Origin of the sequence: Gordonia sp. 852002-50395_SCH5434458 (assembly GCF_001665905.1) — a bacterium.
Classification (GTDB): Bacteria; Actinomycetota; Actinomycetes; order Mycobacteriales; family Mycobacteriaceae; genus Gordonia; species Gordonia jacobaea.
On sequence record NZ_LZTC01000040.1, the window covers coordinates 268,752 to 293,945 of the forward strand.

The 25,194-nt window shown below is 65.8% G+C and carries 20 protein-coding genes; 11 read left to right on the top strand and 9 right to left on the bottom strand.

Annotation, left to right across the window (positions count from 1 at the left end; translation table 11 throughout):
• Window positions 1-66 precede the first annotated feature (66 nt).
• The 5 genes from A5785_RS09575 (at window position 67) to A5785_RS09595 (ending at window position 7,508) form a co-directional block, all read left to right on the top strand.
• On the top strand, window positions 67-1,692 hold the full coding sequence (locus A5785_RS09575; RefSeq protein WP_064866130.1) for a DUF222 domain-containing protein: 1,626 nt from the start codon (window positions 67-69) through the stop codon (window positions 1,690-1,692).
• Between the two features lie 135 nt (window positions 1,693-1,827).
• Entirely contained in the window at window positions 1,828-2,487 is a 660-nt protein-coding gene (locus tag A5785_RS09580) for a TetR/AcrR family transcriptional regulator (RefSeq protein WP_064866132.1), read from the top strand.
• The gene (locus A5785_RS09585) at window positions 2,484-3,764 is read left to right on the top strand and encodes an MFS transporter (protein WP_064866134.1); all 1,281 of its coding nucleotides are present in this window, start codon (window positions 2,484-2,486) and stop codon (window positions 3,762-3,764) included. Before A5785_RS09580 ends, A5785_RS09585 begins: the two co-directional genes overlap by 4 nt.
• Before the next feature lie 110 nt (window positions 3,765-3,874).
• The gene (locus tag A5785_RS09590) at window positions 3,875-5,995 is read left to right on the top strand and encodes a neutral/alkaline ceramidase (RefSeq protein ID WP_231894090.1); all 2,121 of its coding nucleotides are present in this window, start codon (window positions 3,875-3,877) and stop codon (window positions 5,993-5,995) included.
• Between the two features lie 115 nt (window positions 5,996-6,110).
• Window positions 6,111-7,508: an amidohydrolase family protein gene (locus tag A5785_RS09595; RefSeq protein WP_269449563.1), complete on the top strand. Its 1,398-nt coding sequence runs from the start codon at window positions 6,111-6,113 to the stop codon at window positions 7,506-7,508.
• A gap of 34 nt (window positions 7,509-7,542) precedes the next feature.
• Here the strand turns inward: A5785_RS09595 and A5785_RS09600 are convergent, their stop codons facing one another.
• Window positions 7,543-8,709: a hypothetical protein gene (locus A5785_RS09600; RefSeq protein ID WP_064866136.1), complete on the bottom strand. Its 1,167-nt coding sequence runs from the start codon at window positions 8,707-8,709 to the stop codon at window positions 7,543-7,545.
• Window positions 8,710-8,982: 273 nt separating this feature from the next.
• Here A5785_RS09600 and A5785_RS09605 point away from each other — a divergent pair, with 273 nt between their 5' ends.
• Complete coding sequence (locus tag A5785_RS09605) at window positions 8,983-10,239, top strand: DMT family transporter (protein ID WP_064866138.1); 1,257 nt, start codon at window positions 8,983-8,985, stop codon at window positions 10,237-10,239.
• Here A5785_RS09605 and A5785_RS09610 read toward each other — a convergent pair.
• The 7 genes from A5785_RS09610 to A5785_RS09640 form a co-directional block, all read right to left on the bottom strand.
• Entirely contained in the window at window positions 10,227-11,192 is a 966-nt protein-coding gene (locus tag A5785_RS09610; RefSeq protein WP_064866140.1) for a hypothetical protein, read from the bottom strand. The genes A5785_RS09605 and A5785_RS09610 overlap by 13 nt on opposite strands.
• 10 nt (window positions 11,193-11,202) lie before the next feature.
• Window positions 11,203-13,818, bottom strand: coding sequence for a helix-turn-helix transcriptional regulator (locus tag A5785_RS09615; RefSeq protein WP_064866142.1), 2,616 nt, complete (start codon window positions 13,816-13,818; stop codon window positions 11,203-11,205).
• 99 nt (window positions 13,819-13,917) lie between these two features.
• On the bottom strand, window positions 13,918-14,706 hold the full coding sequence (locus tag A5785_RS09620) for an ABC transporter permease subunit (protein ID WP_082937844.1): 789 nt from the start codon (window positions 14,704-14,706) through the stop codon (window positions 13,918-13,920).
• Window positions 14,706-15,623: an ABC transporter ATP-binding protein gene (locus tag A5785_RS09625; protein WP_064866243.1), complete on the bottom strand. Its 918-nt coding sequence runs from the start codon at window positions 15,621-15,623 to the stop codon at window positions 14,706-14,708. The genes A5785_RS09620 and A5785_RS09625 overlap by 1 nt, the downstream gene beginning before the upstream one ends.
• Window positions 15,624-15,737: 114 nt before the next feature.
• Window positions 15,738-16,544 (bottom strand): thiazole synthase, encoded by an 807-nt coding sequence (locus A5785_RS09630; RefSeq protein ID WP_064866144.1) that lies wholly within the window; start codon window positions 16,542-16,544, stop codon window positions 15,738-15,740.
• A 1-nt stretch (window position 16,545) separates the two neighbouring features.
• A complete protein-coding gene (gene thiS / locus A5785_RS09635) occupies window positions 16,546-16,743 on the bottom strand; it encodes a sulfur carrier protein ThiS (protein WP_005209103.1) in 198 nt (65 codons plus the stop codon).
• Window positions 16,740-17,861, bottom strand: a complete 1,122-nt coding sequence (locus tag A5785_RS09640) for an FAD-dependent oxidoreductase (protein ID WP_064866244.1) — start codon at window positions 17,859-17,861, stop codon at window positions 16,740-16,742. Before A5785_RS09640 ends, thiS begins: the two co-directional genes overlap by 4 nt.
• 164 nt (window positions 17,862-18,025) lie before the next feature.
• On the opposite strand from A5785_RS09640, the gene thiE reads away from it, so the two are divergent.
• Window positions 18,026-18,736, top strand: coding sequence for a thiamine phosphate synthase (gene thiE, locus A5785_RS09645; RefSeq protein ID WP_064866146.1), 711 nt, complete (start codon window positions 18,026-18,028; stop codon window positions 18,734-18,736).
• Window positions 18,737-19,045: 309 nt separating this feature from the next.
• Window positions 19,046-19,429 carry a hypothetical protein gene (locus A5785_RS09650; protein ID WP_064866148.1) on the top strand — a complete coding sequence of 128 codons (384 nt, stop codon included), beginning with the start codon at window positions 19,046-19,048 and terminating at the stop codon, window positions 19,427-19,429.
• A 35-nt stretch (window positions 19,430-19,464) separates the two neighbouring features.
• Here the strand turns inward: A5785_RS09650 and A5785_RS09655 are convergent, their stop codons facing one another.
• Window positions 19,465-19,944, bottom strand: coding sequence for an NUDIX hydrolase (locus A5785_RS09655; RefSeq protein ID WP_049700394.1), 480 nt, complete (start codon window positions 19,942-19,944; stop codon window positions 19,465-19,467).
• A gap of 248 nt (window positions 19,945-20,192) precedes the next feature.
• Here A5785_RS09655 and A5785_RS09660 point away from each other — a divergent pair, with 248 nt between their 5' ends.
• Genes A5785_RS09660 through A5785_RS09670 form a run of 3 tightly spaced genes read left to right on the top strand, consistent with a single transcriptional unit; the run spans window position 20,193 to window position 25,194 of the window.
• Window positions 20,193-21,635 carry a hypothetical protein gene (locus A5785_RS09660; protein WP_064866150.1) on the top strand — a complete coding sequence of 481 codons (1,443 nt, stop codon included), beginning with the start codon at window positions 20,193-20,195 and terminating at the stop codon, window positions 21,633-21,635.
• The gene (locus A5785_RS09665; protein WP_064866152.1) at window positions 21,632-22,672 is read left to right on the top strand and encodes a glutamate ABC transporter substrate-binding protein; all 1,041 of its coding nucleotides are present in this window, start codon (window positions 21,632-21,634) and stop codon (window positions 22,670-22,672) included. Before A5785_RS09660 ends, A5785_RS09665 begins: the two co-directional genes overlap by 4 nt.
• An 11-nt stretch (window positions 22,673-22,683) precedes the next feature.
• Complete coding sequence (locus tag A5785_RS09670) at window positions 22,684-25,194, top strand: serine/threonine-protein kinase (RefSeq protein WP_064866154.1); 2,511 nt, start codon at window positions 22,684-22,686, stop codon at window positions 25,192-25,194.

Genomic DNA, 25,194 nt, shown 5'->3' on the forward strand with positions numbered 1-25,194 from the left:
ACATGTCCGATTTGACGGGTACGTTGGAAATAGAACGTCAGTTCGACACCGGAGGCGGGGGCGGGCATGGGGACCGAGAGTTCAGACATCCACGAGGGACACCTGGCCGGCGAGGCTGCTGCGCCGAATCCCGTTGCGCTGTATGAGCAATTGCACGCATTGCTCGATCAGATCGACGACGTCGACACCAGCGGTGCAACGGAAGCCGAGGTGGCGGCCATGGCGATCGAACACGAGCGTGCGGCGCGCAGGATGATCTCGATCGGCAACAGTCGAATCATGGATGTGTCCAATCGTGCGGCGTATCGCGCTGTCGGCACACACTCGTTGTCGGACTTCATGATGGGCGCGTTGCGCCTGCACGACGCAACCAAGCGCAGGCGGCAGATCCTGGCACTCAACGAGACCTTCACGATCACCGGCGACACGATGCCCCCGCTCTACCCGCTGCTCGCCGACGCACTGCGCAGCGGCACGCTCGGTGCCGATCACCTCACCGCAGCACTCACCGTGCTGAACAAGATTCCGGAGGGCATCGATGCGGAGCAACTGACCCGCGCCGAAGCCGAAGTCGCCGAGTTCGCACAGAAGCTAGCGCCACGCCAGATTCTCGCCGCCGGTAATCGTCTGCTCGCCTACCTCGACCCGGACGGCACGATCACCGACGACAACGACCGCAAGCGTCAGCGCCGACTCACCGTCGACAATCAAGACACACAGTCGATGTCACGAATCCTCGGCACCCTCGATCCCACGACCCGCGCGATGCTCGATACAGCACTCGCAGCGTGGGCAGCACCCGGAATGAACAATCCCGACGACGAGGCCTCGCCCACCGGCAGCAACGAGTTCGCCGATGTGGACGCGCTCAAGGAGGCAGCGGCCCGCGACACTCGCACCCAGTCGCAACGCAACCACGACGCGCTCTCCGCGATTCTCAGGGCGGTCCTCGACGGCGGGCTGCTCGGCGCCAGCCATCGCGGACTTCCGCCACACCTCGTCGTACGCATCTCCGACACTCAGCTCCGCGAGTACGCGGGATTCGGACAGACCACCACCGGCGCCGACATCCCGATGCCCGACCTGATCCGTTTGGCCGCACAATCGGTCATGCACCTGGCGGTGTTCTCCGAGCACACCGGTGCGCCCCTCTACTTCGGCACGGCCAACCGCCTCGCGAACGAGTCTCAGCGGTTCATGCTGTTCGCGAACTACGGTGGATGCTCAATGCCCGACTGCCCCCGCCCCTTCAGCCACTGCGAAATCCACCACGCCGAACAGGATTGGGCGAAGGGCGGACGCACCGACATCGACGAGCTCGCACCGGCCTGCGGACCCCACAACCGCGCGGTCGGCGACGGTCCCGGGCAGTTCACCACAGAGAAGATCCCCGACGGCACCGACCGCGGGAGATACGGTTGGCGCTCCAACCCGGACCCGGCATTCCCCGGGAAGCCTACTGCGCTGCGCACCAACAACATTCACGATCTCGACGCGATCATCGACGACAAGCTCGAGCGGTGGCGAGCCGAGCTGACGCCAGCAGCCGCGGTAGATGAATCCCCAACTCCACCGCCTGCAAATCCGCAACCCATCGACGGCTACACCTACCCCGAGGACGTCGCCGACGAGATCGTGCGCATGCTGCACGACGGCACCCTGATCGCCATCGGCGAACTCGAACCCGCCTGACGGCGGCGCCGATTGCGGCGCGGTTAAATCGCCGCGCTCCTGTTGCGGATTTCGAGCGAATCCCGCACATTTGTCGACAGTTGATCGTATGGTCAACTCGCCACGACAGATGACCAGGGGGATTCGTTGCGTCGAATGACTTTCGAGGACCGGCGGCAAGCGCTGGTCGATGCCGCAGTCCGCGTCATCGCACGAGATGGGCTGGCCGCTGCGACGACCAGGGCGATCGTCGGCGAGGCAGGGATGCCTCAGGGCGCGCTCTTCTACATCTTCTCGTCCCGCGATGCGCTGATCACCGAGGTCATCACACACATCACCGAGCAGGAACGCCTCACCGCGGTGTTGTCTGCCGACATGGTCGCCGACGACGCGAGCCTCCACGAGGTGCTCAGCGAGGCCATGCTCGGCTACCTGCGCATGCTCGAGGAAGACCCAGCGCGTGAGCTCGCACTCCTTGAGGTGGCAACACACGCGATCCGCCACGACCGCGCGGCCGTGAACAAGCAGTGGCAGACCTACCGCAGCGCTGTCGCCGACGCGCTGAGTTATCTGGCCGAACGCATGTCGATCACGTGGGAGCTACCGCTGACGCAGGTCGCACACCTGGTGACCTCTGCGATAGACGGTCTCACGCTGTCGTGGTTGACCGACCGGGACACCGAGGCTGCGCGTCGAAACATCGACGTACTCGCGACCGCAATCGTCACACTCGCCGCTCCGACGGCGGACCCGACATCATCACCGACCCCGGCACCGGCAACAACACCGACGTCGCCGGAAACCGACGCACGGTGACCCTCGACCACGACGCCCACCACAGTTCGACGACGCCGTGGCAACGCGTTTCGTCGAAGTGGATCGGCCTCTTCGGACTCTCGTGGCTCGGCATCTGGCTCGCGCAACTCGCACCGTTCCAGCTCACCCTTCCCAACCAGATCAACGACTGGCTGGATATCGGCACCAATGTCGACGAAAGCAATTGGAAGCAAAGCGTTCTCACGTTCGGCGTGGTATCGGGAATCTCTGCGGTGTTCGCGCTCGTGGCATTTCCCCTCACCGGTTCGCTGTCGGATCGCACGACGAGCCGATACGGACGGCGTCGACCATGGATCGTCGGCGGTACGGCGTTGTTCGCGGCGGGACTCATCGCACTTGGTTTCTCCGACAACATCATTGCGATCACCATCGGGTGGTGTGCCACGCTGACAGGCTTCAGTGCCGTGTCGGCGGCGCTGACCGCTTTGATCAGCGATCAGGTTCCGGTTTTCCAACGCGGCGTCGTATCGAGTTGGGTGTCGGCCCCGCAAGCGATCGGCGTGATCATCGGTATCGCACTGGTGTCGGCGTTCGGCCTCGGATTTCTCCCGTCGTACGCACTCTTCGCGGTCTTGCTGATCGCCTGTGTCGCACCGTTCGTGCTGTACCTGAACGATCCGCCCAACCCGCGACACGACAAGGGTCGGATCAGTGTCCGGGCCGTCGTATCCGAGTTGTGGATCTCGCCGCGTGAGCATCCCGATTTCGGATGGACACTACTCGGCCGCGTGTTGGTGAATCTTGGTAACGCCCTTGGTACTTCGCTGCTCTTCTTCTTCCTGAAGTTCGGCATCCACTCCACCGACGCCGACAATGACATCTTGCTGGTGACAGCGGTCTACATGGTGTTCGTCGTCATCAGTGCACTGGTGTCGGGCAAGCTGAGCGACGTCGTCGGGAGACGAAAGCCATTCGTCCTCGCCGCAGGTGTCTCGCAGGGCGCGGCGGCGGTCTGCATCGCTGTGGTCGCCAACCTCCCCATGACGATGGTCGCGGCAGCGCTGCTCGGCGCCGGCTTCGGCGCCTTCCTCGGTGTCGACCAGGCACTGGCGACCCAGGTCCTCCCCGACGCCGAGCACAACGGCCAGGACCTGGGAATCATGAACATCGCGATGGCCGTCCCGCAGGCACTCGGACCTCTGGTCGGCGCCGCGATCGTCGAAGCAACCGGCGGTTTCACCGGATTGTTCGTCGCCTCAGCGATTTTCGGAATCCTCGGCGGCGTGTCGGTTCTACTGGTGCGCAGCGTGCGTTGAGCCGAAGAGACCTGCCGTCATACCCGTTCACCCGAAACATATTTCACTGACCCACAACGCATCCCATTCATCCATGCATTCGAATGTCCACATTTCACCAGGGGGTTGAGATGAGCACCAACGCATCCCGCGGAACACCGCATCACACGTCACACGACGACGCAGCTCCGAACGGAGTGACCCGACGGGGGTTCCTCGGTGCCTCCGCGGGAGCCGTCGGAGCGGGCGTGGTCGGGATCGCCATGACAGGCGCACTCGGAGCCGGAACTGCAACGGCCGCACCGTCGTCGGGCTACCTGGTGGGGGCGGGCAAGGGTGATCTCACCGGCGCCATCGCGGGCCAGGGAATGATGGGATACTCCGACCTGAGCCAGGTGGCCACCGGTCTGTTGCAACGCGTGTGGGCGCGCGCCTACATCATCGCCGACGTCGCGTCGGGTAAGCGAATCGTATTCGTCAACGCCGATCTTGCCTGCCTGTTCGAGTCCCACCACGTCGGCGTGATGAACGAATTGCGCCAGCGATTCGGCAACCTCTACACCGAAGAGAACGTCAATCTCAACGCCACCCACAATCACAACTCGTGCGGCGGAACGGCCTGGGACTACGCGTATGTCCTTGCAGCACTCGGACATCGGGAGAACTCGTATCGCGCAGAGGTGGCCGGCCTCGTCGACGCAATCGTGGCGGCCCACCACTCACTGGCGCCGGGAACCCTCGAACTCGGGCATTCCGAGTTGCACGACGCCAGCGCCAACCGGTCACTGCAGGCGTTCGTCAACAATCCAACCCCCGATCGTCGACACTTCCCCGAGCACATCGATCCACAGGTCACCTCGCTGCGACTTCGACAGGGCGGCAACGTGATCGGCGAGATCACCTGGTTCGCCACACACGGAACGTCGCTGACCGACGCCAACACATTGATCTCGATCGACAACAAGGGCTACGCGTCGTACCTCGCCGAGCAGAACAACCCCGACGTCGTCGCATCGTTCCCGCAGACCAACGCCGGCGACATGACACCGAATCTCGCTGTGCGCAAACTACATCCGTCCGGACCCACCGAAGATCACCGCGCCAACTGCACGATCATCGGTCAGCGGCAGTTCAAAGCCGGCCAGCGGGCATTCGCCTCTGCGCGTTCGCTGTCCGGCGGACTGTCTTATGCGTACCGGTTCCTGAACCTCTCCGACATCGCGATCGACGGCGCATACACGCCAGATGGCCGTCCCGCGCGCACGAGTCCCGCGATCATGGGTGCGGCCGCCGCGGCGACGAGCACCGAGGACAACACACGCAGCCAGCTCTCGTTCCTCAAGGAGGGCACCGTACTCCCCTTCGCGGCAGCACTCGGAGCGACGTCGAAAGTCACTCCGCCGGAATGGGTTCAGCAGGTCCAGGCGCCGAAGCTACCGCTGTTCCCCCTCGGCTACATGCCGCCGCACCCGTGGATTCAGCAGGTTCTGCCGATCCAACTGATCCGCATCGGCGATCTTGTACTCGCGGCAGCACCGGCCGAGTTCACCATCACCGCGGGACTGCGCGTGCGTCGGATCGTGGCAGCCGCATTCTCATTGCCACTGGAAAACGTTCTGCTACAAGGATACTCGAACGGCTACAGCCAGTACGTCACCACTCCCGAGGAGTACCTGTCGCAGCAGTACGAGGGCGGCGAAACTCTCTTCGGGCGATACACACTGTGCGCGTACATGCAGGAGTTCGACAAGCTCGCACGCGAAATGGCAGCCGGGAAATCATCGTCACGCGGCCCCAAGCCACCGGATCAGCGCGGCCCCCAACCCGATCTGCTGACCCCGGTACCCGCCGACACCCCCATCAGCGGTCGACGCTTCGGCGACGTCGTGCGTGGACCGAAGACCTCGTATCGGTCCGGTGACACCGTGTCGGTCGAGTTCTGCGGCGCGCACCCCTCGAACAAGGTGCACAGGGTGCGGCCGGGAAGCAGCGCAGCCAAGGATGGCTACTTCGTCGTCGAACGGTATGAGTCGGGTCGCTGGGTCGCGGCCGCCGACGACAACACCTGGGGCACCGAGCTCGCCTGGAAGCGGCCGTCGGGCAGTTCGACGGCGTCGAGCGTGACCATCAGTTGGACGACCGGCCCGGGAGTCTCGGGGCGTCACCGCATCCGGTACTTCGGCGACGTCAAGCACACCAACGGCGCGCTGTCGTCGTTCGTCGGGACGAGTCCCGCATTCGACGTGAAGTGATGCCGGTCCCGACAGGCCGAACCGTCGAACCTGTGGTTGGGTTGTGCGCGTGAATGCCCCCGACGTGACAAGCCCCGGCACCGCAGCGAATCCTGGCACCTCAGCACAGCGTCGTATCCATCGGGGACGCATCATGCACATCGCAGGCTCGCCGACGGTCTCGGACGCCGACTCAGCGCTCGTCGACATCGGAGACGGTGCGCTGGCCATCACGGCCGATGGGCTGATCGACTTCTGCGGCCCCTTCGACGAACTGCCCGCGCGGCCCGGCGATGTCGTCGTCGACCATGGCGATGCCTTCCTGCTGCCGGGCTTCGTCGACGCCCATGTGCACTTTCCGCAGACCTACGAGCTCAACGCGTACGGCGGCGGCCAGCTGCTGGAATGGCTGAACAACTGCATCTTTCCCGCGGAGTCGCGACTGGCCGACCCGGTGTTCGCCCGCACGATCGCGCGCGACTTCACCCGCGCCAGAATCGCCGCGGGCACCACAGCCGCGATGGTGTTCGGTTCGGCCTTCCCCGTGGCACAGGACGAACTATTCGAGGCGACACAGCGCGCGGGGCTGCGCATCGTCAGCGGTCGCGGCATCCAGACCCAGGGTCCGGATTCGGCTGCCCCGCTGATGACCTCGGAGGCCGACGCGATCGCTCTGACGACCGCCGAGATCGATCGGTGGCACGCGGCCGACACCGGAAACCCCGACACCGCTCGATTGCTCACCGCGATCGTGCCCCGCTTCACACTGTCGGTGACAACGCAGACCCTCGCGGCGCTCGGTGAGCTCTACGCGCAGGTGCGCGACCGCGGCGTCTACGTCCACACACACCTCAACGAGAACAACCGGCCCGGCACCGGCGAGGTCGACCTGGTCAAGCAACTCTTCGACGTGGAGTGCTATCTCGACACCTACGACGGCAAGTTTCTGCCGGGTTCGGCCGTCGGCGGCGAAAGCCTGCTCGGCAGACGCACCATTCTTGCCCACTGCGTCCACTGCACCGACGCCGAACTGGCCCGGATGGCGGAGACCGGCACGTCGATCGCACACTGCCCGACGTCCCAGTTGTTCCTCGGCTCGGGCACCATGCCGTGGAACCGCACTGTCGACGCGGGTGTGACCATCGCGCTGGGCAGCGACTGCGGGGGTGGCGACGAGTGGCTGATCTCGAAGGTTGCCGGTGACGCCTACAAGGTGCACATCTCCGAACCGGGCGAGGCGAGCGTCGCCATGCATCCGGCCCAGATGCTGTTCAGCGGAACCCTCGCGGGCGCACGAGCTCTCGACGCCGAATCACGCTTCGGCAACTTCGACGTCGGCAAGGAAGCCGACTTCCTGGTGATCGACCCGCAGCGATGGCCGCCGATGGAACGGATGCTGCGCAACGGAGTTCGCGACGACGACCCGCAAAGAGCGCGCGACCAAACACTTTTCGCGCTCCTGATGGGCATGCGCGAACCGGCGATCGCTGAAGTCTACGTCGGCGGCGACAAGGTCGACGTCGACGCCGTGTGAGGGCTTTCGCGGCCCGACACAGTAGCTCAGTGGCTCAGATCGGGTGGCCGTCCCATTCGTGGTCGTGCATGAAGCCCTCGGCCAGGCCGACGTGGTAGCGACGGCAGTCGCGCAGAATCGACGCGTAGGCGACCGGCAGCATGACCCCGGGCTTTATGTCGCCGCGCTCGAAGATCACGTCCTCGTACGAGCGGAAGTCCTTCCAGAACTGGCGCATCGACCGTCCCTGGCGTGATGCCTTCGTCCAGCCGTAGAGCAGCATGCCGAGTCCGATCATGCGGTCGACGTCGGAGTCGGGAACGATGAGGTCGTCGTTGTGGCCGAAGAACGCCGCGGGTACGTCGTTGTGGGGGCGGAACATCATGATCCCGCTCGTCGATCGGGGGTTGCACTCGATGCAGTAGAGGCTGCCGTCGGCGCCCTCGATGAAGTCGAAACCGGCCTGGCCGGTAAACCTCTGCGCCGCAACAAATTCGGTGATCCAGTCGAGGATCGGTTGATGTTCGATCGAACTGAACGACAGGCATGAGCTGCCGCCGATCGCGTAGCTGACGGGGTAGGTCGCGTGTGCGTTGACCTTGCCGTCGCGGCAGACCGAGTAGGTGCAGTACCGCTTGCCTTCCAACCACTCCTGGGCAAGCCACGGATTCGTCGGATCGTATTCGACCCAGTCGAGGTTCTCGCCGGGAGTGATCTTGTGTACTTTCTGCGACCCGCGCGAATAACACTGCTTGAGCGCGAACGGGACGTCGAAGTCGAGCGCTGCGGCGTCGTCGGGTCCTTCGACGACGGCGAATTTCAGCGTGGGAATGCCCAGTGAGACCAATTCGCGCTGGAAGTCGTACTTGTTGTGCAGCTTGTTCTCGGTGTCGAAATCGGACAAAAACACCTCGCACTCCGCGGGGAACAGTCCGACCATCATCGACAGGATGTCGGTTTCCTCGTGGATGGGAATGACCATGTCGACTTTTTCGTCGACGACGATGCGCGCGAGTTCGCGGCAGTAGTCGCGCGGTTCGAACTTCGGTGGAGGCACCTTGTGAAATGCGTCGACCGAGTTGGAGAAGCGGCTGACACCGATCGGGATGCTGTCGACGACGGTCACCCGATGACCTGCCGCCGACATCAGCCTCGCCAGGTTCAGCGTGAGGAAAGAGCGGCCGAAGGTGATCAGTACGTGCTTCTTCGGGGATGTCGCCACATCGCGAGTCTAGTCAGTGGTCCGCGTCCGCCCGAGGCGGGCGGGGACGGCCTGAGACGGGCGGCGACGGGATTGTCAGTACCTCGGTGAATACTGAGAGTGGAATAATAACTCGCTTGCCGACCGTTGACCGATGAGTTGTGGTTGTAGGGGGAGTCTTCACTACACGACCACTCGGGCCGGACGATTCCTCGGCTCCCGTCCACCGGGGCCGACTCCGGTGGACCGGGTGGATAACACGAATAGACGACGAATAGCAGAGAGGCGGGTCGCATGTTCCTCATAGGCGTCATCGCGGCGAGCCTCGCCGCGGTGGCTTACGGGATGTCGACGGTGCTGCGCGCCCTCGGGGCTCGTCGTGCCGCGCAGATCGACCGTGATGAGGGCATCGAGACCACCAATGCCGCCGGGGGCCCCACGCTCCGCTCGACGGCATCGACCTTCGTCGACCCGGCGTTCATCCTGGGAACGGTGCTGGTGACCGTCGGATTCGCCGGCGGCGCTGTCGCGGCGCGCTACCTGCCGCTGTTCTTGTCGCAGACGATCGTCTCGGCCAACCTGGTGATCACCGCACTGCTCGGCACCATCATGCTCAACATCGCGCTGCATACACGCGACTGGATCGCCATCTGGCTCGTGGTGTTCTCGCTGTGCCTTCTCGGCATGTCGTCGTCGCATCAGACAGGTGATTCCGGCGACCACTCATTCCACTGGCTGCTGTTCTTCGCCACCATCGTCTTGAGCGGGCTGGCGTTGCTGTCGGTGTACCGACTCGGCCGACACGGAGCGATCGCGGGCGGTGCTGCCGCAGGCCTGCTGTTCGGTGTCATCGCCATCGCGGTGCGCATCCTCGACGGCATCCACCCGTTCGACCCCGTCCGACTGCTCCTCGATCCCGCGGCATGGACCATCGCGATCGCGGGTGCCGTCGGATTCTTCGTGCAGACCGTCGCGCTGCAGCTCGGCGCTGTCAACGGCGTCACCGCGGTGCTCGTTGTCGGCGAAACGGCAGGTCCGAGCCTCATCGGCGTCATGTTCCTCGGCGATCAAGCCAAGCCGGGCCTCGGATGGCTCGCTCTGGTCGGCTTCCTCGGAGCCGTGGTCGGCGCCGTACTGGTCGCCTGGTACGGCTCCGGAGATCCCGACCACTTCGGTGAGGCACCCCCGATGAAGGGCGGGTGGCGTCGCGGACGTGAAGACGATGAGTTCGACGACTACGACGACAGCGAATTCGAGAGCGGGCAATTCGAGAGCGGGGAGCTGCGCTCCGATATGACCGCTTCCGACGAGATCGACTCCTTCGGATTCGCGCCCGCCGACTTCGACGACGATGACGACGACGAGGGCCGCAGCAGTAATGCGAGTCGCAGCGGTAATGAGAGTCGCAGCGGTAATGAGAGTCGCAGCGTTGGTGAGGAGCACAGCCGCGCCGAGGACCACGGTGTTGTCGACTCGTCGTCGAGGTCGGACATCGACTTCACCGACGCCGACCTCGACGACCGGCAGCCCTCCCGCCGCTACTCGTGCTGATCGGTGCTCTCGACCTCTAGTCCGTCGTCTCCTTGACCTTCTCCTTGACCCGCAGCGGCTCGGACGGCGGCGCGGAGGTTGCGGATGGCGCCGAGTCGCCACGCGGTGGCGAACCACATGATGATCACGAACGGCGCGATGATCAGCATCGACCACAGGTAGCTGTTGTTGGGCATGACGTCAGAGATCACCTGTGCTCGTGGCACGCCGTCGATGTCGGCGGGCAGCCACGCCTCGAGGATGTTGCGCGTGAGCTTGACCGGCGCGAACGGACCGGCGCTCGATGCGAGATAGAACGAGATCAGCACGATCACCAATGACCCGAGCCACCCGATGACTTTGACCTGGGAGCCCAGGATCTCCGCAGATGTCCTGATCGACTCGGCGGCGAAGCCCAACATCAGCACCAGGAGCAGACACGCGACCTGCGCGGAGAGCAGCTCCTCTATCACCGAGGATTCGTCGTCGCTCGACGCCATATTCGGCAATCCGATCGCCAACGAGATCAATCCCGAAATCAACGCGACCAGCGTCACCGAGCTGGCCGCACCCTCGATCCGGCCGAATGAGCCGCGCAGCGCACCCTCGGTCGCTGCGCTCGCCACCTTCGGACTGACGTCGTAGACGACCAGCACGACGAGTCCGGAGATCAGCGCGCTCAACAGCCACGCAACCGTCGTAGTGCACACGGCTGCGAGCGCGAAGGAGCCGATCAGCGGTCCGAACAAGCTGTCGGCGTTCTCTGACAAACGTGTCCCGACGAGCGGCAGGACTCCGACGATCGCGATGACGAGTCCACCGGCGAGAAGTGGACCGGAGAACTCCGTTATCTCGACGGCGTCGAGGTCGGGGTCGCGACCACGGATGACCTGCCATTCGGCGGTCGTCAGTTGTCGCAGGCCGCTTCCCCACCGCGTGCGGTCGCTCTCGGCGCCGGGCCGTGTGTTGCCCACGTCCAACAGGTTAAGGACTGACGGCCCGTTGTTGCGTGAGGATCGCCGCGATGTCGGCGCGGTCGGTCACGTCGAGCTTCACGCAGGCACGGTAAATGTGCCCCTCGACTGTGCGCACGGAGACCACGAGGCGCTCGGCGATCTGCTTGTTCGAGAGTCCTGCGGCCACCAGGTTGGCGATCTCGCGTTCGCGCGTGGTGAGCGGCAACGGTTGTGCCGCACGCACCAAAGCGGGTGTCCGCAGACCGCCGCACGACGCCGAGATGCGGTCGGCCATCGCCGCCGACGCGACCGTCGCCGAACGGTGTGAAGCGTTGTCGTGCAGCACACTTGCCTGCGCGGCCGAGTCGGCCGCCGAGAGCAGGTAGCCCAGCTTCTCGAAATCGGCGGCACACAGATCCAGTTCGACGCCGTCACCGTCGGCGCTGGCCCGCGCGTGGCGTGCATAGAGGCCAACGAGCGGCCCGTCGACGACGCCGCTGAGTTCGGCGAGCCTGTCCGCCACCGTTGTATCGCCGAAACGTGCAGCGGTGTGCAGTGATTCGGCTTCGACGGCGAACTGCCCTGCCTCACGCGCCTGCTGCGCCGCGTCATTCGCGAGGGCGATCGCGGTGGTGATCATCCCCGTGGACGCGGCCTGCCAGGCGGCAGCAACACCGAGCATCGGCCCGAACACTGCGACCTGCCTGCCGTAGTGCTCGCGTGCTCGGGCGAGCGCGACGTCGGCGTCGTCCGCCAATCCCATTGCCGACAGCGACTCGATGAGGAACAGGTAGGCCGGGAAGTTCCAGGTTGCCGAGTATTCGTCGGTGTCGAGCGTCGCGAGGGTCTGTTCGATGCGTCGTGTGACGGCGGTGCACCTACCGCGCGCGAGGTCGACAGCGGCAACGAGTTCTCCCGCCATCGCCCAACCGAGGTACTGCGCGGTGTCGGCGAAGGTGGCGTACCGCTGTGCCGCGACCTGCGCCTCGTCGAGATGGCCGGTGAGCGTGAGTGACAGTACCTCGCCGATGCCTGCCGGAAAGCGCAGCATCCCATCGGTTTTCGCCTCGGCGTCACGTGCCTGGGCGGCAAGGGGCGCGACGTCGTCGCCATGTCCCTGTAGCGCGCGGGCGAGCATGCCGCCGAACGCCGCCCACTCGACTGCCCAGGGCAGCGGAGACGACGCCGCGAGCACATCGTCGGAAAGCTCGACCGCGCGTGCGAGATCGTTCTCGAAGAGTGCACACGCCGACCCGATCGCGTCGACGATCGGCGTGAGCAAGGGTTCGGTGACGCACGCACGCACTTCATCGAGCAACTCGTCGGCGCGTTTCGAATCGCCCATGGCCCAGAACATGTTTCCGACGCGCAGGACGCCGATGCGGGTGGCTCTGACCTCGTCGAGATCGGCGAGCCGGTACTGCGCGAGTAGCTGCTCCGCCTGATCCGGCCGGGCCTGCCACATCAACGCGCGGGCCAGCAGCTCCGCCTCATCCGGGCCACCCCCGTCGGCAATTGCCGCGCGCGCGAACCGCTCACCCATCGGAACCTGCGCAAGGTTGAGTGCGTCGCGGGCCGCCGAACCGAGCAGCGACGGGTCGATGGCGCCGACGTCGCTTTCAAGTGCCAGGTCGGCGAGTCGAATTCGCGCCGCGGGAGTGTCTTTCGGACGCGAGTCGAGTGCCCTGACGAGCGCACCGCGGAGTCGACGCGACGACGCGAGCCCGAGACCGTGCCGGATGACCTCTCCGAACAGGGGATGGTGAAAGGAGACGTTGAGGCTGCGGCCATCTCGGGCAATGCGGACGAGGCCGTCGATCTCGGCTTGTTCGACGGCCTCCTCGCTGGTGAGATCCGACAGCACATCGATGTCGAGAGGTTCGCACAGGCTCAGGTACTTCAGAGCGGCAAGGACATCGGGCTGCAGTTGTTCGACGCGGCCGGCGAGAAGCGAGGCGAGCTCGGAGGTGATCGCAGCGCGTCCGCGGAGCTGCCACACACCGTTGACCTGCCGCAGGGTGCGCGCTGCCCGTGCGCCCTCGACGAGATGTCGCAGAAACAGGGCGTTGCCGCCGGAGGCTTCCCACATCCGGTCTGCTGAATGCTCTTCGAGTTGGCCGCCGAGGACGGACTCGATGAGGTCGACGCTTTGCTCTTTGGTGAACGGCGACAACGTGATTCGGATGAGGTGGTTGTCTTTCCAGAGCGAGGTGACGGCGTCGGGCACGGCCTCACCGCTGCGCACGGTTGCGACGATCTGCACCGCTCGATCAATTGCGAGCTGATGGAGCAACGTCGCCGACAACTCGTCGAGGAGATGCGCGTCGTCGACGCCGATGATCGTATCGCCCTGTGCCAGAAGGCTTTCACGCGCCGCTGACAGATAGGTCACCGGGTCGCTCGACACCGCGGGACCGACGAGATGCGCGAATACTCCGAGCGGTATCGATCGAGCCGACTCGGTACCCGCGACCCAGCGAACCCCCGTCTCGGTACCCGATGTGACCAGCCGCGCCAACGTCGTCTTACCGACGCCCGAATCGCCTGTCAGCACCACCCCGCACACCGAACCGCCCGGATTCAGCGCAGACTGGATCGTGCGGAATTCCTGCTCCCGCTCGATCAGTGGCCACGTGCCCTGCATGGGTTTCGAGTCTAATCCTCGACCCGCAGCTCTCCGACTCCCACGAGAAAGGGCCGTCCTCTGAACGGACTACTCAACACGTCTGGCTCCGGGGTCCGGCTACCCGGCGTCGCGTCGATTCACCAGGAGCACACCGACAGCGAAGACGATCGCGGCGAAGATCCCGAAGTAGACCAGCGAGACCCACGAATTCCAGTGGTAGCCATCGCCGGGAAAGTCGCCGTCGAGGAACCGAGAGCCGTTGCGGAACGGGAGAAATGGCCCGATTCGACGTCCGACGACCGGAAGCGCCGCGGCAACGTTCTCGAGGACCAGCATCCACACCAGAACCACCGAGACCGCACCAGCGGTCTGTCGCACAATGGCACCGACACCGATCCCGACGACGACGCACAGTGCCGCCCAGACCGCGGTACCCCAGATCTGCCTGATCACGTGTTCGCTGCCGAGGTCGAGACCAGCCGAACCGTTCACCGCCTTCACGAGCAGAACACTGCACAACGACAACGGCACGACGACGACAAACGTCAACGCGATGTACACCAATGCCTTCGCGCACAACACATTCTGGCGACGAGGGGTCGCCAGGAACGACGTACGGATGGTGCCGAAGCGGAACTCGGTGGTCACGCCGAGTACCGCCATGATCATCAAGATGACGACTCCGAAGAAATTCACCCCGATCAGATAGACCGACGCCGCGCTGCTCTGGTCGACCGATCCGTCGGTCCCGGCACCATCGGGTTGGTCGGCGATCGCCCCTGCACCGCGAGTCACGAGCGCGATCAGTCCCGCGATACCGAGACCGAGTACGACGACCGCCGCAATGCACCACCACGGCGCACGGGTACTGGTCAGCTTGATCCGTTCGGACCGGACCACGCCCATCAGTGCTGCCCTCCCCGGTAGTCGATCGACTCGGCTGTGGCTGCCATGAAGACCTCTTCGAGCGACGGGGTGTCGGACACCAACTCGTGTAACCCGATTCCCGCGGCCGCCGCGACATCGCCGACCTGGTCGGTGGTGGCGTCTGGGACGGTGAGATACACGCGGCCGTCCTGTCCGGCGACCGGGGTCACCGCCAGCCCAGCGGCCTCGAGCGCCCGGTGGAGTTCCGCCGGTTGCGGCGTACGTACCCGGGCCACCGGGCGCGCCCGCGCGGTGAACTCCGAGATCGAGCAGTCGGCGATCAGCCTGCCCCGCCCGATGACGACCACGTGGTCGGCCGTCAACGACATCTCGGTGAGCAGATGGCTCGACACGAACACCGTCCTGCCCTCTGCTGCCAGCGCCCGCATGAAGTTGCGGACCCAGACGATGCCTTCCGGGTCGAGTCCGTTGACCGGTTCGTCGAAGACGAGAGTGTGCGGATCGCCGAGCAGTGCGCCCGCGAGCCCGAGTCGCTGCGACATACCGAGCGAGAATCCGCCTGCCCGTTGGTCTGCGACGGACGTCAGGCCGACCATCTCGAGCACTTCGTCGACTCTGCCGACCGGGATGTCGTTGGTCGCGGCCATCCACCGCAGATGATTGCGCGCGCTCCGGTTGGGGTGCACCCACTTGGCGTCGAGCAGGGCGCCCACCTGACGCAGTGGATGGTCGAGTTCGCGATAGAGGCGGCCCCCGACGGTCGCTGTTCCCGACGTCGGCCGGTCGAGGCCGAGGATCATGCGCATAGTCGTGGATTTCCCCGCCCCGTTGGGCCCGAGGAATCCGGTCACGCGCCCCGGCGCGACGGTGAAACTCAGGTGGTCGACGGCGGTCACGCCCCCGAAGGTCTTGGTCAGATCGGCCGCGGCAAGCATTGATTCGACCATAGCAATCGAGTTCTGCGCGCTGGTGATTTCGACTCGGCTGCTCGCTTCGCTCGCGGCCGGCTCAATCAGCGGGAAAGGGCTGCTCGCTCCGCTCGCGGCGGCTCAATCAGCGGGAAGGACCACCCGCCCTGGCGACGACGCCTGCGCCCAGAAGCGCGTCGGGATGCGGCCGGCCCCGGCGGCGAGGCGGCCTGCGATCACCGCGTGGCGCATCGCATTCGCCATGCGTTCCGGGTCGTCGGCGCGGGTCACGGCCGACGCGAGCAGCACCCCGTCGCAACCGAGTTCCATTGCTCGCGCGGCGTCGCTCGCGGTCCCGATGCCCGCGTCGAGAATGATCGGCACCTGCGCCGATTCGACGATCATCTCGATGTTGTGCGGATTGGAGATCCCGAGACCGGTTCCTATCGGCGACCCGAGCGGCATCACCGCTGCGACGCCGAGGTCGGCGAGTCGTGCCGCGAGAACCGGGTCGTCGTTGGTGTAGACGAGCACCGTGAAGCCGTCGTCGACGAGTCGTCGTGCGGCGTCGACGAGTTCGATGGGGTCGGGCAGCAGCGTGCGGTCGTCGGCGACCACTTCGAGTTTCACCCACGACGTCTCGACGGCCTCACGCGCGAGTTGCGCCGTCAACACCGCCTCCGCGGCGGTATGGCTCCCCGCGGTATTGGGTAACACGTCGATCTTCAAGCGCCGCAACAGATCCAGCACCCCGGTCGTCGATCCCGCATCGATCCGACGCATCGCCACGGTGGTCAGTTCGGTACCCGAGGCGACCAGCGCGCGCTCGAGCACCGCGAGGTTCGCCGCGCCGCCGGTGCCCATGATGAGTCGGGAACCGAAGTGGCGGTCGGCAATTCGCAGTCCGCCCCGATCCTGTGTCGGCGTTTCGGTTTCCGCTGAGCCCATCTCAACCACCCTGCACAGCCGTGACGACCTCGACGACGGCGTCGGACGGAACAACCGTGTCCCATCGTCCACGCGGCACGACGGCCCCGTCGACGGCGACCGCGACGCCGCGGTCGGGCAATCCGAGACGTCGGACAAGCGCGTCGACGGTCGGCTGTGCGTCCCACTCGTGACGCTCTCCGTTCACAGTGAAGCTCACCGTGCCTCCTCGTATCCGTACACGTCGTCTTCGCGACCGACTTCTTGCTGAACATCGTTGTGCTGCAGTATTTCCAGAACTCGCTGTGCGGTGTACGGCGCGAGGACGATCCCGTTGCGGCCATGGCCCGCCGCAACGACCACCCGCTCGTCGATACGACGGATCAGCGGTAGTCCGTCTGCCGAGCACGGCCGGTACCCCACACCGACCTCGGCGAGTGTGTAGCTCGCGAGTCCGGGCATCACCGTGAGCGCGTCGTCGAGCAGGTCGCGAACGCCCGAAACCTCTGCGCCCGGCTCGTCGGATTCGTATTGTGTTGCGCCGACGACGATTCCGTCCGCCCGCGGAACCAGATACACCATGCGGCCGTCGACCCTGGCACGCACGACGTGACTCGGCGGCGGTACCGACCAGCGTGTGCGAGTCAGCCGCAGGATCTCGCCCTTCGCACGATGAATGCGCGCACCGGACCAGAGCTGCGGCACGCCGGCCCCCGCGGCGAGAAGTACCTGTCGACCCGCCACAGCATCGAGATCGGTGATCGTGTCGTTCCGCAGGTGCGCGCCGGCATCCCGCAACGCACCGCGCAGCCGGGCGAGCAGCAAGCGGTTGTCGACTGCACCCTCGCCCATCGCGAGAAACCCGCCGCGCAGTCTCGAGGTCAGCGCGCCCTCCAACTCGCGGATGTCCGCGGGGCCGATCGCTCGGATCTCACGCCCGGCACCGAGCGCAGGCGCCCACACCTTGTCGGCCAGGCGCGTGAGGTGTTCGAGATCGGTGGCGGTCGTCGCGACGAACAGCGAGTCGGCAGCCGTCGCGATCGTCTCGCCGGTGTCTCCTGCACCGGAGCCCTTTTGGGACCCGTCGCCGAGGCGCGCCAGCAGCGTCGGCCACTGCGCAACCGACGCCGACGTCGCGGCGAGCAGCGCTTCTTCACCCGGCAATCCCTCGCCGAGCGAACCGAGCATGCCGCCTGCGACGTGCGAGGCGCGCTCCTGTGGTCCGGCGTCGTGAACCACCACGCGCATGCCCGCGTCTGCCGCGGCAAGTGCACTGGTCAGTCCGATGACTCCGCCGCCGACGACAGCGAGGTCGGGGGTGTCGATTACAGCCGTCAACTTCTCGAGATCCTTCCTTCGCCGGCATGACCCGGATCAGGTACGACGGTCAGCGGGAGGCGTCCCGCACTCTCAGCCCGCCGATCCGCGGACTCCCGTGTCTTTCGAGTCCACCTTACTGCGACCCGTTTATCGGGCGGCGACCCAACCGCGCCGCAGGGCGCATGGCTACGCTGGCGATCGTGACCGCCCACCACGCACGCACCAAGCGACTGGAGTCCGCGACCCTCTATTTGTGCACCGACGCCCGGCGCGAGCACGGCGACCTTGCCGAGTTCGTCGACGCCGCACTCGCAGGCGGCGTTGACATTGTTCAGTTGCGCGACAAGGGATCTGCGGGCGAGAAGCGCTTCGGAGCGCTCGAGGCCCGCGAGGAGTTGGAGATCCTTGCGGTGCTGCGCGACATCACCCAGTCACGCAATGCATTGCTGTCCGTCAACGACCGCGCCGACATCGCGACACTGGCGGGCGCAGACGTCCTGCACGTCGGCCAGGACGATCTTCCACCTGCCGCGGCGCGTCGGATCGTCGGCAAGGATGTGCTCATCGGCAAGTCGACCCACGATGTCGATCAGGCCGCAGCCGCCGAAGCAGACTCCGACGTCGACTATTTCTGTGTGGGTCCGTGCTGGCCGACGCCGACCAAGCCGGGGCGTCCGGCGCCCGGTCTCGACCTCGTGCGTGCGGTCGCGGCGAGCGAATCCGCCGCGAACCCGCGCCGCCGCAAGCCGTGGTTTGCGATCGGCGGCGTCGACGCCGAACGACTCCCGGAGGTCACCGAGGCGGGTGCGCGGCGGATCGTCGTCGTGCGTGCGATCACGGCGGTGTCCGATCCGTCCGAAGCGGCGTCGCGATTGCGCGCCGGGCTCGCCTGACGCACCTGGGCGCTGAGCCCAGGCAAAACCCGCTTGCGTCATGTGGGGTGGGCAGCGATAAGGTGAACGTCACCATGTTGTGCGCACCGAGCCTCCTCGTACCCCGCCGCAGCGGGGTCTAGATTCGACCGACCCCCCGCTGCGGGGTCGTCGTGCGCTCGTCGGTCATCGACTCTTTGACCGAAAAGACCTTCAACGATGCACAACCTTCACTTTCCCCAGCCATGCTGTGACAGCAATGGCGCAGATCCACTCTGGCAGCGGACCGGCCACGCACTCCCCAACGGAATCCGTCAGGAGGCAGCTGGAATGACTTGGCAGCAGTTCGTCGACGAGTACACAACCAACGGTGCGATCCGCCTCGGGTCGTGGAGCGTCGCCCCAGCACCCGGCGACATGGTCGAATGCCGGGCAACCATCGCCTACGACGACCGCATCATGTCGATGACCGCGACGGCGGCCGGGCCGGTTGGCGCGATGACCTCGATTCTTCACGACCTGGGAGTCTCGGTGCAGATCGTCCGACTGCACCAGCGTCGGCTCGACGAGCGAAACGTCTCGTTCCTGCTGTGCGAACACGATCGTCGGCAGTGCTGGGCGACCGGCGACGGCGATACCACCGCCGACGCGAACATCAACGCGCTGATCGCTGGGGCCAACCGACTGCTCGAGGGCAGCGACCTGCACGCCTGAGCTTTACTCGGGGCCCTTGGCTCAGGTCGTCTGACTCAGGTCGTCGAGTCCAGCGACGCGAGGCGCTCACGAAGTTGTGGCCACGCGCTGCCGAAGGCGGGATGCAGCGGCAGCGTCGCCACATGCGCCTCGGGAACCCAACGCAGTTCGGCCGATTCGCCGTTGGCGGTGGTGATGACCGGACGCTGCGCGTCGGCGATGACCGTCGTGTAGGTCCATCCACCGATGGTTCGGTGCGTGACCAACGCTGCCACGACCGACACGTCGCCGGGTGCGATGCCCGCTTCCTCGCCTGCTTCGCGGATCGCGGTGTCTACTGCGGTCTCGTGCGAGTCGCGTGCACCGCCGGGCAGACCCCAGGTGCCACCCTGATGCGACCACGCCGCGCGGTGTTGGAGAAGTATCCCGACCTCACCGTCGGGAAGCGGTGCCCGCAGCAGCAGCCCTGCCGCGCCGTGCAGCCCCCAGTACCTCGCACCGTCGTCGAGAACCCAACCGTCACCGTCGCCGCGCACCGCGCCTCCTGCTCGTCCCCACGCCATGGAAATGATCTGGAAATACTCTCCGAAAGCCCCGTACCTCCAACTTAGGTGAACTCCGATCGCGGTGACACTCCCTCGCCGTCACCTCAGACTCGCACCCGTCATACCCCCGCAGCCCCGGCGTCTCGGACTAGGGTGGAAACGGACTCGACGTGGCGTGCGACATACCCAGAGAGAGCAGGTAACACCCGCTACAGACAGATGCAGAGGGGAGTGAGACGGTGACCGGCGATGCATCCCCCGTGCGGGCTGTGCTGACCCGCGCAGGGCGGACCGTACGCCCGGCAACGACGTCGCCTCCGCTTCGTGAGGTACTCAGTGATCGTCGTGAATTGGTCGCGTCGGCACGTGCGGCGGCGCAATCACCGTTCTCGTCGTTGCGGCACTATTCCAAGACGACGCCGGGGAAGCTGATCCTCCTGTGCTTCGTCGTCGCGGTCACCGCGCTCGGAACCGGCTGGTACGCGTCGACGACGCTGAACAACCGAACTCATCAGTTGCAGACGATGATCGACCGCTCCGAGCCGCTCTCGGAAGCAGCGCAGGTTCTCTACAGCTCGCTCTCGATCGCCGACGCCGCGGCCAACTCTGCGTTCATCTCCGGCGGGCCGGAGAACCCACAACTACGTCAGCGATACTCCGATGCCCTGGCAACGGCGTCGTCGTCTCTGCTGGTGACCGCGGGCAGCGATAGCGGTCCGGGCGCGGATGCGACCGCGCAGACCAGGGCACTCAACTCCGACCTCGAGGTACTCACGACGACCATCCCCGTCTACAGCGGGCTGGTCGAGACCGCGCGTACCAACAACCGGCTGGGCAATCCTGTCGGATCGGCGTACCTCGGTCAGGCGTCGGCGCTGATGCAGGACCGGATTCTGCCCGCGGCCCAGCGAGTGTACGAGCGGCGCGCGCTCGCCATAGCCGATCCCCAGAGCGCACTGACGACTCCGCCGTGGGGGGTCTACGCCGCGCTGCTGATCCTGGCGCTCCTCCTGATCGGAACGTCGCGCTACCTCGCTCGACGGACCCGACGCCGCTTCAACGTCGGGATCGTGGCGGCAATGGTCGCGATCATCGGCGGACTGATCTGGTTGCTCACGTCGGGATTGCTGTCGGTGGCGGCAACCAGTTCGGCCAAGGACGACGGCGCGACGCCGTTGCGTGAACTGACCGAGGCCCGCATCCTCACCCAGCAGGCACGCTCGGCGGAGACGCTGTCGCTGCTTCGACGCGGCGATCAGGCCGGGCTACAGGACACGTTCGAGCAGGCGACCACCCGGATCGGGATGGTGTTGGACAGCCTCGACGATTCCGACGGGTCGTCGGGATCGCTGAGCGGCGACCAGATCACGTCACTGCGCGCCGCGCTCGACCAATGGAAGAAGACCGACGCGCAGGTGCGTGACTCGATGACCTCCGGAGACTTCACCCAGGCAAGGATCATGACGGTCGGTTCGTCGCCGCAGAGCTCGGAGACCAGCTACAACGCCGTCGACTCTGCCCTGGTGAACGCGATCACGACCACGCGGTCGTCGTTCCGCGACGACATCAACACCGCACAGCGAGTACTCGGCTTCACCGGTAACGGCATCCTCGCGCTGTCGATCTTCGCGACCGTCGCGCTGATCCTCGGGATGATCCCGCGTATCCGGGAGTACCGATGAATATCCCGACTCTGAATATCCCGACTCAACTGAACGCCCCCGCTCAACACAGAACCTCGGTGAGGACCGCGATCGCGTTCGTCACGATCGCGCTCGCCACCGTGGTGCTCGCCGGGTGCGTCAGTTTTCCCGCACCCGAGTCGCCAGGGCCGAGTGCCACGGCGCAGGTACCCGAACCACTCGGGGCACAGTTCGATGTCGCCAAGGAGGCGCCGCCCAACTCGTCGTCGTGTGACGCCACGCAGAGCCTGCGACCGGCTGCGCAACAACCCGAGCCCGCTCAGATGCCGCCGGGAAGCACCATGGACGCCATTTTCCGACGCGGCAGGCTGATCGTCGGCACCGACATCGGCTCCAATCTGTTCAGTTTCCGCGATCCGATCACCGGCGACATCCAGGGATTCGACGTCGACCTCGCACATGAGATCTCCCGCGCGATCTTCAACGACCCCAACCGCATCGAGTTCCGGGTGTTGAGTTCGGGCGAACGCATGGACGCCCTGCGCAATCAAGAGGTCGACCTCGTCATCAAGACCATGAGCATCACGTGCGACCGCCTGCGTGATATCAGCTTCTCGACCCCGTATTACATTGCATCGCAACGCATTCTGTCGCTACGCGGGTCGGGGATCACCGGGCCGGAGCAGCTTGCGGACAAGAGGGTGTGTGCCGCGCGCGGGACCACGTCGATCGGCCGCATGCAGCAGATAGAACCCCGTGCGAAGATGGTGACCACCACTACCTGGGCCGATTGCCTCGTCATGCTGCAGCAGTCGCAGGTCGACGCCGTGACCACCGACGACGCGGTTCTCGCCGGCCTGGCGACTCAGGATCCGTGGGCGCAGGTCGTCGGCCCGAGCCTCGGTCAGGAGAACTACGGAGTCGGCATACCCGTCGGACACGACGACATGGTGCGATTCGTCAACGGCACGATCGCCGAGATGCGCGCGTCCGGCAGATGGCAGGCGATGTACGACAAGTGGCTGTCCATCCTCGGACCCGGGTACGGACCGCCCCAACCCACGTACCGCGATTGAGGCGACGCGACATGCCACGAAGTGACAAGCACAGCGCAACGCCGGCCGCGGAGGTCGAGCGTGACGCCACGACCGACGCCACCAACGGCAGCGCTGACCGGGCTGCCGATCTCGACGTCGGAACCCAGCGCGCCGACCTACCCGACCTCGACGTCGGGACCCAGCGTGCCGACCTGGCAGCACTCGACGTCGGGACCCAGCGGGCCGATTTCGCAGCGACGCAGGCGACGCCGAGCATGGGAATGCGCGACGAGTCGACGGGCCCGGTGACCTCCGCGCGCGCCCTTGATCCCAACGAAGCGCTGGTCTCGGTCGGGCAGACGCGCAGACTCGTGCCGCGGCGACGGCCACGCGTGCACGACCGTCGACTCGGGTCGGGGCTGGTCGAACTGCCCAAGGTCACCGATACCGAGCCGCAGGATGCTGTGCTCGATTCTCCGGTCATCGCCGAGGGCAAGCGCAATTGCTGGCGCTGCGGACGTCCCGTCGGCCGCTCGTCCGGAGCCGGTGCAGGCGAACTGACCGGAGAGTGTCCCCACTGCGGCGCGCGCTACTCGTTCGTTCCGGGACTCGCGAAGGGCACGCTCGTCGCGGGCCAGTACGAGATCGCCGGGGCCATCGCCCACGGTGGACTCGGCTGGATCTACCTCGCGATCGACCGCAACGTCGCCGACCGACCCGTCGTCCTCAAGGGTTTGCTCAACTCGTCTGACTCCGAGGCGCAGCAGGTCGCACTTGCCGAGCGACAGTTCCTCGCTTCGGTGAACCACCCCGGCATCGTCAAGATCTACAACTTCGTCGAGCACGTCACCGACTTCGGCGAGCGGTTCGGCTACATCGTGATGGAGTACATCGGCGGCCGGACGCTCAAGCAGATCACCGGCGAGGGCGACGAGGGCGACGCGGACGGCTCCGACCATCTGCTGACTGTCGAGCAGGCCATCGCGTACATGCTCGAGGTGCTTCCCGCCGTCGGGTATCTGCATTCGGTCGGATTGGTCTACAACGACGTCAAACCCGACAACATCATGGTCGGCAGCGACGAGGTGAAGCTCATCGACCTCGGCGCCGTCTCGCCGGTCAACGGCTACGGACATCTCTACGGCACACCGGGTTTCCAGGCCCCTGAGATCGTGCAGACCGGACCGCAGGTCGTCACGGACATCTACAGCATCGGACGCACCCTGGCGGCGCTGACCGTCGACATGCCGATGAAGGACGGCCGGTACGTCGACGGTCTCCCCGATCCCGACGACACCCCCGTGTTCCGCGACAACCCGTCGTTCTACAAGCTCCTGCAACGTGCGACGGCGCCCGATCCCGACGACCGCTTCTCCTCTGCGGAGGAGATGACGACGCAGTTGCTCAACGTGCTGCGTGAGACCGTCGCCGTGCACACGGGTGTGCCACGGCCGTCGCTGTCAACGGTGTTCACGCCGCAGCGCTCGACATTCGGCACCGAGTTGATGCTCGCCCCCGTCGATGGCTTCTTCGATCCCGACCTCGCAGCCTTCTACGATCCCGTCGACATGGCACGCGCACTGCCAGTCCCCCTCGTCGATCCCACCGATCCCGCTGCAGGACTGCTCAATTCGGCGGCACTGAGCGATCCGAGGCAGACGCTCGATTCCATTCACGCGGCGCGGGCGGAGGGATTCCGTTCGCTGCTCGGACAACCGACGTCTGCGGCGCATCCGTCACTGGAGATCGACCTCGCCGAGGCGCGGGCGCACCTCGAACTCGACGACGTCGACACAGCGCTCGAACTGCTCCGCGATGTGTCTGTGCAACACGGCGATTCGTGGCGCGTGCAGTGGTACATGGGAATCTGCTCGCTGATGAACGACGAGCCGGAACTGGCGTACGGCTGGTTCGATGCAGTGCTGCAGGCGATGCCGGGCGAGGTCGCCCCGAAGCTCGCGGTCGCGGGTACGGCCGAGCTCATCGGGCGCTGGCTCTCGGACGAGAACGAACCGTCCGAGGGCTCCATGGACCGCATCACCGACATGTATCACGTTGCGGCGCAGAACTATCACGACTTGTGGCTCACCGACCACAGCATCGTCACGGCAGCGTTCGGCATGGCACGCCTTGCCGTCGCGCGCGGTGATTACGACGCCGCGATCGAGCCGCTCGACGAGGTACCCGCGACGAGCCGCCATTTCAACACCGCTCGCGCGACGGCGGTCATCGCCCTCGTCCACGGACGAGACCCGTCGCAATTGCGCAAGGATCAGCTCGTCGAGGCCGCCAAGCGGATGGAGGCCATGCCCGACAGCGAGCCCCGCAAGCAGCGCCTGAAACTGATCGTCCTCGGCACCGCACTCGGCTGGGTGCACGGCCATCCCGACGAGGCGGGAGAACCCCCACTGCTCTTGGGGTTTCCGTTCACCGAAGAGGGTCTGCGCACCGGAACCGAGAAGTCGCTGCGCTACCTCGCACGGCAGACGCGCACCAACCGCGACCACCGGTTCCTACTCGTCGACCTCGCGAACTACGTGCGGCCCTGGTCGCTGTTCTGA

Excerpts from the sequence above, each read along its gene's own strand:
- A5785_RS09670 (WP_064866154.1), top strand. The coding sequence starts at position 22,684 with ATGCCACGAAGTGACAAGCACAGCGCAACGCCGGCCGCGGAGGTCGAG.
- A5785_RS09590 (WP_231894090.1), top strand. The coding sequence starts at position 3,875 with ATGAGCACCAACGCATCCCGCGGAACACCGCATCACACGTCACACGAC.
- A5785_RS09615 (WP_064866142.1), bottom strand. The coding sequence starts at position 13,818 with ATGCAGGGCACGTGGCCACTGATCGAGCGGGAGCAGGAATTCCGCACG.
- thiE (WP_064866146.1), top strand. The coding sequence starts at position 18,026 with ATGGCTACGCTGGCGATCGTGACCGCCCACCACGCACGCACCAAGCGA.
- A5785_RS09575 (WP_064866130.1), top strand. The coding sequence starts at position 67 with ATGGGGACCGAGAGTTCAGACATCCACGAGGGACACCTGGCCGGCGAG.
- A5785_RS09665 (WP_064866152.1), top strand. The coding sequence starts at position 21,632 with ATGAATATCCCGACTCTGAATATCCCGACTCAACTGAACGCCCCCGCT.
- A5785_RS09625 (WP_064866243.1), bottom strand. The coding sequence starts at position 15,623 with ATGCTTGCCGCGGCCGATCTGACCAAGACCTTCGGGGGCGTGACCGCC.
- A5785_RS09630 (WP_064866144.1), bottom strand. The coding sequence starts at position 16,544 with ATGGGCTCAGCGGAAACCGAAACGCCGACACAGGATCGGGGCGGACTG.
- A5785_RS09650 (WP_064866148.1), top strand. The coding sequence starts at position 19,046 with ATGACTTGGCAGCAGTTCGTCGACGAGTACACAACCAACGGTGCGATC.
- A5785_RS09620 (WP_082937844.1), bottom strand. The coding sequence starts at position 14,706 with ATGGGCGTGGTCCGGTCCGAACGGATCAAGCTGACCAGTACCCGTGCG.
- A5785_RS09605 (WP_064866138.1), top strand. The coding sequence starts at position 8,983 with ATGTTCCTCATAGGCGTCATCGCGGCGAGCCTCGCCGCGGTGGCTTAC.
- A5785_RS09580 (WP_064866132.1), top strand. The coding sequence starts at position 1,828 with ATGACTTTCGAGGACCGGCGGCAAGCGCTGGTCGATGCCGCAGTCCGC.